Source organism: 'Nostoc azollae' 0708 (genome assembly GCF_000196515.1).
GTDB classification, from domain to species: Bacteria; Cyanobacteriota; Cyanobacteriia; order Cyanobacteriales; family Nostocaceae; genus Trichormus_B; species Trichormus_B azollae.
On sequence record NC_014248.1, the window covers coordinates 3074691 to 3089060 of the forward strand.

The following is a 14370-nucleotide window of genomic DNA, read 5'->3' on the forward strand; positions in this document are numbered from 1 at the left end:
AAAAACAGGTGTAATTTTTGCCGATTAACGCTATTATAGGGTAGCTTAACCAGGGATGCTGCACAGTCTATGCCAGAAGCTGTTGTGATTGGATTGGGAAAGTCCGGTATTGCTGCAGCAAGATTGTTGAAACAGGAAGGCTGGGAGGTGGAATTAAGCGATCACAACACCTCTCCAAACCTCCTGGAACAACAACAAGAACTTGCTAACGAACAAATTCCCGTTAAATTAGGTAACACACCAGACCTAGAGAGTGAAATTTTACCACAACTAATAGTTGTTAGCCCTGGTGTACCTTGGGACATTCCTATATTAGTCAAAGCGCGAGAGTTAGGCATTGAAACCATTGGTGAAATCGAACTAGCCTGGCGACATTTGCAAAATATCCCTTGGGTAGCCATTACCGGCACGAATGGTAAAACTACCACTACGTCGCTAACTGCCGCCATTTTTCAAGCCGCAGGATTGAACGCTCCTGCCTGTGGTAACATCGGTATGGCTGCTTGTGAAGTGGCTTTATCAGTACAAAAACCAGATTGGATCATTGGAGAACTTAGCAGTTATCAAATCGAATCTTCTGTCACACTTTCTCCCCCCATTGGTATTTGGACAACATTCACACCAGATCATTTAGCCCGTCATAAAACCTTAGAAAATTACTACAATATTAAGGCCAAATTGTTAAATAATTCTCATTTACAAATATTTAACGGCGATGATATTTATTTAAACAAAGTAGGATTAAATCATTGGCATAATGCTTATTGGACAACTGTGAAAGGACCAGAATTTTTAATCGGTGAAAAGGGCTTTTATATGGAAAATGGCTGGGTAATAGAAAAATTATCTGCAACTTCCACATCTCAACCGATTGTAGAAGTTTCTGCTTTGCGAATGGTAGGAGAACACAATCAACAAAATCTTCTCATGTCAGTAGCTGCAGCCCGGTTAGGAGGAATTAATATTGAAGCAATTTCGCATGCAGTCCATGAATTTCCTGGTGTTACCCATCGCTTAGAACATATCTGCACATGGGAAGGAATTGATTTTATTAATGATAGCAAAGCCACCAATTATGATGCGGCTGAAGTGGGTTTAGCATCTGTAAAAAGTCCTGTCATTTTAATTGCCGGTGGTGAAGCAAAAGCTGGAGATGATACAGGCTGGTTAAATAAAATTCAGGCTAAAGCTGCTACTGTTTTATTAATTGGTAATGCTGCACCTACATTTGCTCAACGTCTAGAAGAAGTGGGATATACTAACTTTGAAATTATCGAAACAATGGCAAAAGCTGTACCCAAGTCCGCAGAATTAGCAAAACAATATCAAGCATCAGTTGTGTTATTATCTCCAGCTTGCGCAAGTTTTGACCAATATCCTAATTTTGAAGCAAGGGGTGAAGATTTCCGTCAGTTGTGTTTGAATTGGGTGGAATCATAAACTTGGCATTACTGAATTAGCATAAGAAATCGGAAAATTCAAGATTCTAAACTTTGCGCCTTTGCGGGAAACCTCAATTCTTCTGTTTAATAAGTAACTCAGAGTATAGGTTGTTCCTATTACCAATCACCACTACCGCCCTGAATTGAAAATGCTTCTTTTAGAAGAGCCAAGCTCAGAAAATAGTGCTTCCAGAAGGCTGGTCCAACAAAATCCAAAACGTATACAGCGTGATCTCTTCAGAGATTTGGAATCGTTGGTTTATTTACGCTGTACTGTACTAGCCCAAACAAAAATAATGCAAGCTTTAATGGGACATTAAATCACTTAGCTAGTCCATGTTCTAGGGCAAAACGCACTAATTCTGTACGGCTATTTGTGCCGGTTTTACTAAATAAACGGCTGACGTATTTTTCTACGTTGCGAACGCTGGTTTCTAAGCGACGTGCAATTTCTTTGTTCATTAAACCTTCGGCTACTAGATTTAAAACACTTTGTTCTCTGGGAGTTAAATCTATTTTGAACGGAGGAGGGGTTTGAGTAATTGCATTTCTGGGACTTAATAAATCTTTGATTTTGGAAATTTCATGGGCTAATTTAGCAATATCCATATTTTCCGTATCTTCACTAGCTACCTGTGTTTTTACAGTGTGACGGACGAGTAAGTTTTCAACTATGGCCACCAGTTCATCAGGATCAAAGGGTTTGGCTAGATAAGCGTCAACACCAGCTTGATAGCCTTGAATGCGATCACCTGTCATGCCTTTAGCTGTTAAAAATACCACAGGTAAAGCTTGAAAACGCGCATCATCTCGCATTTGCTTCAAGAAATGATAACCATCCACTTGGGGCATCATGATATCAGAAATCACTAAATCAGGTATACTATGCTGCATCATATCCCAACCTTCACGGGCATTACTGGCAGTTTGAACCTTAAAACCGCTTTCTTGTAAATATTCTTTCACGGCTTCCCTCAATCCGGGTTCGTCATCTACCAGTAACAGTTGTGCTGACATCGAAAATTCCTATAAATTTACCTTTATCTAACTTTAGCGAAATTTGGTCTGGATTGGGTATTGGGGATGGGCATATCTGATGCAAATCCTGTGAATAACTTTTATTGATACCAATCAATAGTTAGAATGTGCTTCAATTCAAGTGAAATCAAAGGTGACACTTTTAAAGTGTATTATTAAATATTCAATCACATTGATATATACTTCAGCACCTAGAGGCTAGTACCAAGAAACAAACTCACCTGGGCCAAAATATGACTCACTGAGAACTGTTTAGAACAGTACCACACACAATCAAGATTATTCGCTTTTGTCAACAAAACAACATTTCCACTAGCGAAGGTATTGAACGCATTTCTGCTAAGTAGGTGGGCAGAAAGATTTATGACTATATCATGGCGGATGCAGCAAAGGGCAATCAAGCAATCCCAAGGGTTTTAAGTACTTTACATTTTTTCACATAGTTATGTTTATTTGTGTCTACCTACTTATCAAAGAATTAAGATCAAGTCGCAGAACCAAACGACGGGAATTTCTGGCAGATATAGGAACACTTAGCCTCATCCGAGGAAGTCTTGGAGTTGGTTCTGGCTATTTTTTTTACAAAGATTCAAGTAATCAATTAGAATATCAATGCAGGATAAATCCTGCTGTTAGCTTCCATCCCTGACTTAAAAATTGACATTCTATATATACCTTATATATACGTTTGTCCCTCAAAACTTTTTAGGTTTTGAGGTATTCAATATGCCTAACGCATTGGTGACAAGTTAAGGAAAAGAAGAAATTGTCAAGGGTGGTATTTGGATAGGTTAAAAATCGTGAGAAACTCAGTGTAGACAAGTAATTGAGCAATTGAAACAAGCCATGACAGGCAGCCGAAAAACCAATCGAGACCACGGCAAAAACAAACAAAGACCAATGGTGGAAGATGAAGTAATAGCCCAGCAATTGGAAAGATTACTAACACCAGACATTAGAAATCAAGAAAATTACTACTGAAAACTAGGACTCAGACAACGGATACTGAATTTACCGTTGATCATGGCTGCAGTGTTGACCCTTACTGTGGCGAGATATAGCAGGAGTCAGAGAACTGACAAGAATGTTAGCCAGAGATGGTTTTCTGTGGTGTAATCCCACAAACCTTAGTCAAGGCGAACTTCAGATGCTTTTAGTACGGTCAAAAGACTCTTGGGTTTAAGTTATTTATAAACAGGTTCGATCAATGGAATTAAATTACAAATTTGGGTAACGTGGTTATTTTATAGTGTTTTAGTATATTTAGGTGATGCCGTAGTAGATGAACTTTCTCTGCCTTTTGATGAGATTTCATTAGAAATGATCTATCGTGGTCTTTATCATTCTACTATGGCTCATCAAAAAGGTAACGCAACAGATCCTGTTAAATACTTTGCTGACCCTCAAAATCGAGATTTAGGTATTATCAAACAGAAGCGAAAAACAAATATTAAGTTAATTGTCGCTCCTTTTCCTGATCTTCAAAGTGGGACTGACTAATTTTTTCCCATATTTCTCCAAAAGCCTCTTGACAAAAGACTTTCAGCCTTTACTTGTCACAAATATGGCTAACGCCATGCTATCAGGGGTTTCAGCCTATTTTCTTATAAAAATGTATATAGAAGATTATCTTCTGATTTTACCTATCTATAAAAGGATAATAAAATTACCACTGCTGAAATCAATTTTCAACCCTCAAAAATTTTAGTATTTTATAACGATTCAATGATTTTAGCATTTTCTGGTAACTTGGCTTTTCTTTGCCCTAAACTTCTTTCTCTAGAGGTAAATAAGCCCAAAGGAGTACTTAATAAATCCTGAAAACTAGCTTGACCAATAATGTTATTAATACTTATTGTTGGTACCTCTTTTAATAACCAACGTAGTAAGATATAAATGTATTCTTTAGTTTTTATTTCTCTCGTTAGTTCTATACCATGTAATTCATGTAAATAACGATTTGAACGTCCATAGCGTCGCCATTGACTGGCTAGTTCTTTCGTAGTAACGCGGTTACGGTGCTTAACAATAGCATCGGTCACAAATTCTAATTTACCTAGATTAGCATTAAGAATGCGCCAACAGATATCTGCATCTCCACCAGTGGTAAGATAGGGACGAAATAAGCCTGATTTGGTAAAAGTATGATGACGAATTGCTAAATTTGCGGTTTGTCCATAGGGACAAAATTTATGGGCAAGGGTATGTTTTTGAGATAAGGTTTCTTGTTGAGCAGCGAATTTTTCTAATAAACTTGTACCTGGTAATGCCACAATCTCACCAGCAACAATTACCACCTCTGAATTTATGAAAGGCTGAATTAATGTATTTAACCATTGGCATTGGGGACGACAGTCAGCATCAGTAAAGGCAATTATTTCACCAGTAGCAGCTTTAATCCCTGTGTTGCGGGCTGCGTAGGAACTTTGAATATTGTTTTCACTTAAAGGACGGATAGCAATGGGAGAATCTCCAGCCGTCTTTTGTAGAATGGAGAGGGTGTGATCGCTGCTATTATTATCTACTAATAAGTACTCTACCTGCTCTTTTGGGTAAGTTTGCAACAATAGACAACTCAGCAAATCTGGTAAGTCTGCTTCACTATTATAAAAAGGAATCACCACGGACACCTTGGGTAGAAAGCTTTGGGCAGTATTTACATCAACTAACTGATGATTCATAATCTAAACCCGGATTTCTCACAAAAAGATAAAAAAAGGGGTCTAAAACTGCGAAAATGTATATATAGTAGGCATTTCAGCAGTTGTCAACCATGAGCCCATCTTCAACAGATTATATACCAAAACAGTTGAAATTTGAGCAACAAAAATGGCTGCCAGTGATAGTCAATTTCCAGGGTGGACAAGTAAGAGCAGATGCAGGATTCAGCTTAATTGCTGAAATAGACAGAAAATTACAAATCACATCACAGTTTGCACAATGTTTCCAAGATTAGCGAAAGCCAAATCGGATTGACCATTTAATAGAGAGCTTAATTAAACAAGGAATATACGGGCCGGTCATGGGGTATAAAGACTTGAATAACCACGAAGAATTACGTCATGACTAGATGTTTGCTATAGCATTAGGAAAAAGCATTGGAGTAGAGAATGAACCTGCAACATTGACAGCAAAGAGTATATTAAATCCCCTGGAACATTGTCCTGAAGATGTGGAATAAGGAGCAGACAGCGGGTACCATAAAATCGGGCATTCTCCATCAGAAATTGAAAGCTTATTTGTTAAAATATTTCTAGAATCTTACGCCGAAGAACCAAGAGAAATTGTTTTGGATTTAGATGTAACTGATGACTTAGTACACGGCTATCAGGAGCAAGTTTTCTTCAATACTTATGATGGGGGATACTGCTATGCTCCACTTTATGTTTTCTGTGGAAAACATCTATTAGCAGCCAAACTTCGCCCTTTAAAGGTAGACCCAGCATTTGGGGCATTATCAGAACTACAAAGAGTGATTAAACAAATAGGTCAATAATGGAAGAATGTTGAGATTTTAGTAGGTGGAGATAGTGCTTATTCTAGAGACGATATCATGACATGGTGTGAATCCCAAATGGGTGTGGATTATATTTTTGGATTGGTGCAAAATAGTCGTTTAATTGGGATGGACAGAACGACTCAAAGTTTAGAAACTATGTTTAAAATAGATGAAGAACTTGCAGAATTTGCTGGTGAATTGATTAATAACTCAATTTGGTATAAGTCGTTAGACTATAAAACTCGTGAATCTTGGAGCCGTAGTCGTCGTGTTGTTTTTAAAGTTGAATATGGAGTAAAAGAGACTAATCTTCGTTTTGTTGTAACTTCACTTTCTACTAATAAAGTACCTCCTAGTCAACTATATAGACAAAAATATTGTCAGCGCGAGGAGATGGAAAATCGTTTTAAAGAACAACAATTAGAACTTTTTAGTGATAGAACAAGCAACCATACATTTGCGGGAAATCAATGAGGTTTATGGTTCTCTTCTATGGCTTAGGTTTTGCTCAATGCCTTGGGTCAAAAATGTTTAGCTAAAACCGAATTACAAAATGCTACTGTTGGGACTATTCGTACCAAATTATTGAAGTTAGGAGCTTTGATTACTGTAAGTACACGTCCCATTTTAATTGCGATTACTAGTTCTTGCCCATACAGACATATCTTTGCTACTGCTCATAGACGCTTAAGAATGCTCACTAATACTGCTTAATTTGAAGTTAAATTGCCTTTTACTTATTTCTAATTAATCATACTTCGCCCTTGGGTCGATTCAAGTCTTGTTTTGTCATGCTTAATTTTATGAACAGAGCATTTTGATTTTACTACCAATAAAAAGATAGTGACTTTTTTAGCTTTATAAATGAGATTTTATATTTAATTTATCTCTGCGATTCAATTTTGATTGATGATGTATCAAAATTTAGTCTCACATCAGGTCATGTAAACTTATTTTTTACTGCTTGTGAGAAATACGGGTAAAATCCTCTAAGGTAAATTAATAAATTTATACTAGTAACTACTTAGAATGTCTCTATTTCAGTTTTATTATTCTCAATCCGAAATCCAAAATCTCAAATTTCCAAACGAATCCCACTCTTTATTCTTAAGAGTGGGATCTGAATCAATTACAGAAAATACATGAACAGCTGGAAACAAAGTTTAAAATTTCAAATCTTCAGCTCGAATGCTTAGAGGTTGAGAACTTTGAGGAGGTGTCATAGGTTGGGCAAACTTTGTATTAGACAGAGCAACAATAGCACGGGCATATTGTGGATCATTGACAGTTGCAATTAGATCTGGATTAGCAGCTAACTGACGTTCTTGAGCCTCCGTCAAATCTAGCTGAATATCAGGTGTAATGCCCTTGTGATTGATATCCGTACCTTTGGGGGTGTAGTAGTGAGCAATAGTCACTGCTAACCCAGAACCATCAGTAAGTTCATGTACTGATTGCACCAAAGCTTTACCAAAAGTTTGACTACCGACAACTAATGCCCGTTTATTATCCTTGAGAGCCCCCGTGAGAATTTCACTAGCACTAGCGGAATTACCATCAACGAGAATAGCTAAAGGTTGGTTTGTCAAGGCTGTGCGATTGGCTTTAGTTTCTTCACTACCTCCCACACGATCTACAGTCTTGACAATGCCACCATTATCTAGCCACATCCGCGCTATTTCAATACTAGCTTGCAACAAACCACCTGGGTTTCCTCGCAAATCTAATACATAGGAATCGACTTTTTTGTTGTTCAAATTGCCAATAGCTCGACGCATTTGATCAGCCGCGTGGGCGCTAAACTCCCGCAATCTTATATAGCCAATCCGACGACCACCCTCTTGTTTAAGAGTGTAATTCACAGTAGGAAGTTCGATAGTTGCCCTTGTCAGCTTCAAATCAAACTGATTTTTTCCTGGTCGTCCCAACCGCAAAGTTATACCAGTACCAGCCTTACCGCGAATTAAATTAGATGCCTCATCCACTTTCATTTTGAGAGTGCTTTTACCATCAATTGCTAAGATCTCATCACCTGACTTAACACCAGCTTTTACCGCAGGAGAATTTTCTATAGCTTCGACAATGGTTAATCGCTTGGTTTTTTCATTGACTTCCATGCGAATACCAATCCCAGAAACTTCCCCAGATGTTTGAGTAGTCAAGGCTGTGAATTGTTTGGGATCCATAAAACGTGTGTATGGATCTCCCAATTTTTGAAGGGCTTCGCGGATCGCTACATAAGCTTGATCATTGGAAGTATAGTCTTTGCTTAATAGGCTCTGCCTGGTTGCTTCCCAATCTTGTTGATTAAATTTGCTATCAACATATTCACGATTCACCAGTTGCCATACTTGGTAAACCAACGCTTTAGGACTATCTTGTAAAGCAGCATGAACACACCGAGTCCAAGCTTGACCAAATAGAGATATAGTGGCAGTTGTTGCCATCGCTCCACCAATTAAGACTGCTTGAAGCGGTGAGTAACGTTTCGCAGATTGGTTCATGTATATCAGATGGAATATTTGTATTGTTGACAGTTTAGCAATCAGTTTTTACTGAGACTTTTAAGTTTTTATACCGTAATTTCAGCTATGCTTAATCCATCGTTTTCTTCCTTTGTAAGGGATGAGTAATCTATTGTCTTTTTATTCAAAATGAACCTTTGGTTTTCCTGGCTCCACTGTAAAAACAACTAAAGCAACATAGTGATACTAGTCACCACTTCATCTTTAAACGTTAAATTCTTTTCCTAAGATAGCACTTCGTTGACTTGATAACAGTACTTTTTAATAGTAGATAACAAAGTTTTATTTTTCTATGTTATGAAGCAGAGATTTACCATCAAATTGTCTATTTCCTTGAAGGCTAGATTTAGAAAGTTGTGGCGGTTGTTACAAAATATTGTTTTTGGGTTGTGTTTTATCTTGTTTAGTTGGTTGACTTTCACAACTATAACCTTAGTTTCTGCTTCCTCAAAGCCAGTAGATGGTTTTCTTGTACTAGGGGGTAGTATTCGCCGAGAAATTCATGCCGCCCAACTAGCAAAACAATATCCCCAAATCCCGATTTTAATTTCTCAAGGTTCTCCAGATCCATGTATTTGGATCATTTTTCAGCGGGAAGCAGCACACCTAGAAAAGGTTTGGTTAGAAAATTGTGCTCATTCTACCTTTGAAAATTTTTATAATGGTGTACCAATTTTGCGAAATTGGAGAGTAAGGAAGGTAAAATTAATTACTTCTGGTACTCATTTCTTCCGAGCCAAGTTGATGGCACAGATTATCTTAGGCGCTCATGGAATTTGGGTAGAAACTGAAACAGTCAAGGAAATCGGTATTCCTGGTAATCGAGAATCTTGGATAAAGACTGAGTTAGATATAATACGTAGTTTGCTTTGGGCGCTCCTCAGTCAAGTCATTCAGCCCCAATGCTCACAGGTAACAAAACTGGTAGATGTAGATATACATAGTTGGCAACAGCATGGTTTTAAGTGTGAACATCAGGGACTGTTGGGGAAATAGGGTCAGCCTTTATCATAATTGGTAGATTGTTCAGTCATAACCTAAAACAAAAAGTATCTTTGCGCCATTGGTAAAACCGTTGCTGGCTCACAAGTTAATAACTCTCCATCTGCTCGAACTTCGTAGGTTTCCGGGTCAACTTGAATCTGAGGTAAAGCATAATTGAATTTCAGATCGCGCTTACTAATTTGCCGAGTTCCGGAAACAGCAACAGCTGACTTTTGTAAACCTAACATTTGGGGAATTTCTTTTTCTAAACCTGCTTGAGAAATAAAAGTGAATGATGTCGCGTGACGCGCACCGACAAAACTGCCAAACATGGGACAGATATGGACAGGTTGAGTAGTAGGAATACTAGCATTAGCGTCACCCATTTGTGACTAAGCAATCATTCCTCTTTTAATAACTATTTCTACTTTGATACCAAAAAATACCGGATTCCATAAACACAAATCAGTGATTTTCCCCTCTTCCACAGAACCAACATACTCAGAAATACGATGGGTAATTGACGGATTAATAGTGTATTTAGCCACATATCTTTGACCGCGGAGATTATCAGCTAAACTATCTCCAGCTAGTCTTCCCCATTGTATTTTCATTTTACGGGCTGTTTGCAATGTTCTAATTATTACTTCTCATACCCTTCCCATCCCTTGAGAATCAGAAGAGATCATACTAAATGCACCTAAATTGTCCGAAATATCTTGAGTAGCAATAGTTTCTTGCCATATGCGCGACTCAGCAAAAGCCACATCTTCCGGAATACTGGGATCAAGATGATGACACACCATGATGTTCATCTAAGATGTTGAGGGTGTAGAGACGAGTCGGGTTAGTGAAAGATGGCCAAACATTAAATTGTCCAGACACTTTAATAATTTCTGGTGCGTGTCCTCTTCCTGCCCCTTCTCTATGGTAAGTATGAATAGCGCGATGTTTAAAAGCAGCATATAGTATCTTCAACATAACTGACTTTGTTCAAACTGCCGGTGTGAATTGCTACTTCCACAGTCCTAGGGCATTCTCTGCCATTTCAAATAGGTTTTTTCTCTCACTTTCACCCAATCATCCCCCTAAATCATGTCTAAACTCTCTTCTTTCCCCTTTATGAGTAAATACACCATCAAACCTTTAACACCATCTTTCAAACCATGGTGCCATTGCTGGGGCAGTAGTTTCTTTCATCAGGTTCTTTGAACGTGAAAGTTACACCGAAACCGCATTATACTCCTTTTTACTCTTGACTTTTGTTTAAGTCCCGCTAAACATTTATTTTCAGAACTTGGGCAACAGCTGCTGCTAACGCCTCTGGTTCTACTGGTTTAGGTATGTGTATTTGAAAACCTGCCGCCATTGCCTGTTGTTCGTCAAGTTCTCCAGCAAATGCTGTTAGAGCGATCGCCTTCGGTATAGCTTTGCTTACTGCTGGAATGTCTCCACCCAAGTCTGACGACAAAGCTCTCATTCTTCTTAACAGTTCATAACCATCCATCTCCGGCATTCCAATATCACTGATCAAAACATCAGGCTTTAACTGTACCCCAATTTGTAATGCTTCTGGTGCTGATGCCGCTGTGGTCACAGTTGCCTCATACAATTCCAGCACAACTTTAACAAAAGCCAGCGAATCAACATCATCATCCACAACCAAAATTTTAATTCCTTTTAAACTTAAAGCTACGTCCTCAAATTGACCATTCGTAACTGTCACTGGCAAGGAAGATATTAACGGTAGTATAACTTTTAAAGTTGTGCCCTGTCCTTCTCCTGGACTATCGGCCTCAACTGTACCACCGTGTAATTCTACTAAATGGCGGACTATTGCTAGTCCCAATCCCAGACCACCAAATTTTCTGGTAGTTGAGCCATCCTCTTGCCGGAAGTGTTCAAATATATGAGGTAGAAATTTACGGTTGATACCTTTACCTTGATCACTAACTATAATATGAGCCATTGAACCAATTTGCTCTAGCTGTACTACTACCTCTCCGCCTTGAGGTGTAAATTTAATAGCATTAGACAAAAGATTCCAGACAATTTGTTGCAAGCGAGCCGGATCACCTCTAACTTTTCCTATATTCGGTTCAATTAGGGTTTGAACGGCAATTTGTTTAACAGAGGCTGCTAAACTCATTGTTTCCAATGCTGCAGAAATTATATCTGCCAAATTAACTGTAGTCACATTCAGAGTTAGTTTGCCTCGGAGGATGCGTGACACATCTAGTAAATCGTCAATCAGGTCAACCTGCAATTTTGCATTACGCTCAATACTTTTGAGGGCTTCATCTGTCTTATCTTTGTCCAGTTTGCCAGTTTTTAACAATTGAGACCATCCCAGGATCGGATTAAGCGGGGTACGGAGTTCGTGGGAAAGGATAGCCAGAAACTCATCTTTAACGCGATTCGCTGTTTCAGCGGCTTCATAAGCTGCTTGCTTTTCTTGGAGGGCATTTCGCAATGCTTCCTCAGACCGCTTGTGGTCGTCAATATCAGTACAGGAACCAAACCATTTGATAATCTGTCCCTTTTGATTGCGTAGTGGAAAGGCTCGACCTAGATGCCAACGATATTGCCCATCTCTAGCGCGACGTAAGCGGTACTCAATTTGATAATTTTGACCTGTGCGAACTGACTCACTCCAAATATCTATACAGATTTGTGCATCATCGGGATGCAGTACAGGTTGCCAACCCCAACCTTGAGTTTCCTCCAGTGTCATACCAGTATAGTCCAACCAACGTTGGTTACAGTATTCTAACCAGCCATCTCCTTTAGCAGTCCAGATCATCTGCGGCATGGTATCTGCCAAGGTGCGGAAGTTTAGCTCACTTTCTCGTAAAGCTTCTCTGGCTTGGATATGGTCTGTAATGTCGGTATTGGTACCGTACCATTTAACAATCTGTCCCTGTTGATTTCGCAAAGGACGTGCCTGTCCCAAAATCCAATGGTACTCTCCACTCCCAGAGAGCATCCGAGTTTCTACTTCATAGTCACTGCCGGTTTGTACCGCTTTAGCCCACAATTCTTCTACCTTTGGTAAGTCTTCTGGGTGAATAATCTGCTCCCAACTCTCAGTTTTCAGTTGTTCTTGCGTTTTACCTGTAAAGTCACACCACCGCTGGTTATAATAATCAACCAGACCGTTAGGTTGTGCTGTCCATACCTGTTGGGGAATTGTTTCCGTCATTAATCGCAATTGATATTCACTTTGTTGCAAAGCTAGTTGCCATCTTTGACGTTCAATTGCTACACCTGCTAGGTGAGATGCTCTCTCAATGAGTTGCAGATCTGATTTTTGAGGAATGCGAACTGTGGGATAATATAGTGCAAATGTTCCTAAAACATGGCCTTGACTGTCCAAAATGGGTGTAGACCAACAAGCTTTGAGGTTATTCGTCAATGTCAAGTCACGGTATTTTACCCATTTGTGATCGCTGGCAATGTCTGAGACTATTACTGTTTGTTTGGTATAGGCTGATGTGCCACAACTACCTACATCTGCACCTACGGGAACACCATTCTTTAATTCTTGAATATATTTTTCTGGTAGACTAGAACTTACGCCAGGATATAATTTTGTGCCTGTATCATTTAGTAACATGATGGAACAGAAAACTTCAGCCAACTGCGCTTCTATTGACTGAGCTAACTTTTCGAGGATCTCAGAGAGTGAATTACCCGTAGCAATTAGTTCTAAAATATGGTTTTGCATGGATAAGAAGGCTTTGGTGCAATCGTCAGATATAGGTTCTGCAACTGGTTGGTTTAGCTTTTGCTTATCCGTATTTGGAGAAATTTCTACAGCTTGATCTTGATTCCAAGTTACTATTAGTTTTTTATTATTGGTAATACAAGCATCACTCCTAGATTGCCGACATTTCACTTTTGTAAAGTCGGTAAATGTGGTGACAACTGCATAGGGAGTAGATTTGTTAGTTTGAAATAAAGGCTGGGAGTTAAGCAATAACCAAACTAGCTGACCAGTTGGCTGATAAAGCCCCATGACGACGTTTTTGCATGGCTTACCTGTTTGTAAAGCAACTATAGGTGGAACTGTTTCTGGCGTAAAAATTGTTCCATCTTCATGAACTATTTGCCATGGAGGTTTAAAGGGAGTTTTTCCCAATATTTGCTCATTTTTATATCCAATTATTCTCTCAGCAGCAGCATTACACGCCTGTATAGTGGTATCAGCAAGCTGGAAAATCATCCCCTCTTCATCAGTAGAATTAATTTCCTGTTGCTCTTGGTAATTGTCCTTTCCTTGCATTGTGTAATTCTTAAAGTTTTAAATGTGTTTTTTCCGAAACATAATGATTTTATCCCTCACTTACTCACGCTCAATCCTATTGAATAGGAATTTCTGGCTAATTACTGTTCATAACTTTGGTATATTTTATTATACTTAAGTAACTCATTAGTAAAAAACAGAATTATGTGACAAAAGGTAAAGTCACCAAACCCCTGTTCCCTTTTGCCCTTCAGCCTCTCTAGTCGTTGATGGCGGAAACCCCCAGGACCGCGCCGGTTCACCTCTTGTCTTTTCCCTGTCGTAAGGACAATTTTTAATGCCAACCTACTTAGTAAGCATTCAGCCATCAGCAGTCAGCTTTTTCAGACTAACGCCAAAAATACCTATTTGATAATTAACCAATTTCTCAAACATTCTGATTCCTGACTCCTGAATTCTTACCATTGTTATTCCCAATTACCCATTAGCCATATATTTTTATCCACACAATAACACTGTCATATCAGAATCCTAAATAGGACTTGAACAAACTCAATGCCCAATGCCCAGTTTCCATGAGTAAGTTCATAAGTCAAATAGAACTTTCATATCACTATCATAGTTAATTCAATTTAT

Annotated in this window: 7 protein-coding genes and 3 pseudogenes; 5 read left to right on the plus strand and 5 right to left on the minus strand. The window is 38.7% G+C overall.

The features are described 5' to 3' along the window. The first annotated feature begins 69 nt into the window (after positions 1-69). Positions 70-1440, plus strand: coding sequence for a UDP-N-acetylmuramoyl-L-alanine--D-glutamate ligase (gene murD, locus AAZO_RS14230; RefSeq protein WP_013191798.1), 1371 nt, complete (start codon positions 70-72; stop codon positions 1438-1440). Between the two features lie 323 nt (positions 1441-1763). On the opposite strand, the gene AAZO_RS14235 is transcribed toward murD, so the two are convergent. Then, on the minus strand, positions 1764-2459 hold the full coding sequence (locus tag AAZO_RS14235; RefSeq protein ID WP_013191800.1) for a response regulator transcription factor: 696 nt from the start codon (positions 2457-2459) through the stop codon (positions 1764-1766). Positions 2460-3326: 867 nt separating this feature from the next. On the opposite strand from AAZO_RS14235, the gene AAZO_RS43800 reads away from it, so the two are divergent. Together AAZO_RS43800 and AAZO_RS43805 are read left to right on the plus strand one after the other, a co-directional pair. After that, entirely contained in the window at positions 3327-3461 is a 135-nt protein-coding gene (locus AAZO_RS43800; protein ID WP_420807022.1) for a hypothetical protein, read from the plus strand. A 156-nt stretch (positions 3462-3617) separates the two neighbouring features. Next, a pseudogene (locus AAZO_RS43805) lies at positions 3618-3980 on the plus strand (IS4 family transposase); the annotation flags it as partial. A 212-nt stretch (positions 3981-4192) separates the two neighbouring features. Here the strand turns inward: AAZO_RS43805 and AAZO_RS14245 are convergent. Further along, positions 4193-5161, minus strand: coding sequence for a glycosyltransferase family 2 protein (locus AAZO_RS14245; protein WP_013191801.1), 969 nt, complete (start codon positions 5159-5161; stop codon positions 4193-4195). Between the two features lie 92 nt (positions 5162-5253). On the opposite strand from AAZO_RS14245, the pseudogene AAZO_RS30485 reads away from it, so the two are divergent. Further along, positions 5254-6693, plus strand: a pseudogene (locus AAZO_RS30485) (IS1380 family transposase). A gap of 449 nt (positions 6694-7142) precedes the next feature. On the opposite strand, the gene ctpB reads toward AAZO_RS30485, so the two are convergent. Beyond that, entirely contained in the window at positions 7143-8483 is a 1341-nt protein-coding gene (ctpB, locus tag AAZO_RS14260) for a carboxyl-terminal processing protease CtpB (RefSeq protein ID WP_013191802.1), read from the minus strand. Positions 8484-8801: 318 nt separating this feature from the next. Here ctpB and AAZO_RS14265 point away from each other — a divergent pair, with 318 nt between their 5' ends. After that, on the plus strand, positions 8802-9500 hold the full coding sequence (locus AAZO_RS14265; protein WP_013191803.1) for a YdcF family protein: 699 nt from the start codon (positions 8802-8804) through the stop codon (positions 9498-9500). Between the two features lie 41 nt (positions 9501-9541). On the opposite strand, the pseudogene AAZO_RS14270 reads toward AAZO_RS14265, so the two are convergent. Together AAZO_RS14270 and AAZO_RS14275 are read right to left on the minus strand one after the other, a co-directional pair. Beyond that, positions 9542-10512 (minus strand): annotated as a pseudogene (locus AAZO_RS14270) (urease subunit alpha); the annotation flags it as partial. A 252-nt stretch (positions 10513-10764) separates the two neighbouring features. Then, positions 10765-13773, minus strand: a complete 3009-nt coding sequence (locus AAZO_RS14275) for a PAS domain S-box protein (protein WP_013191804.1) — start codon at positions 13771-13773, stop codon at positions 10765-10767. Positions 13774-14370 lie beyond the last annotated feature (597 nt).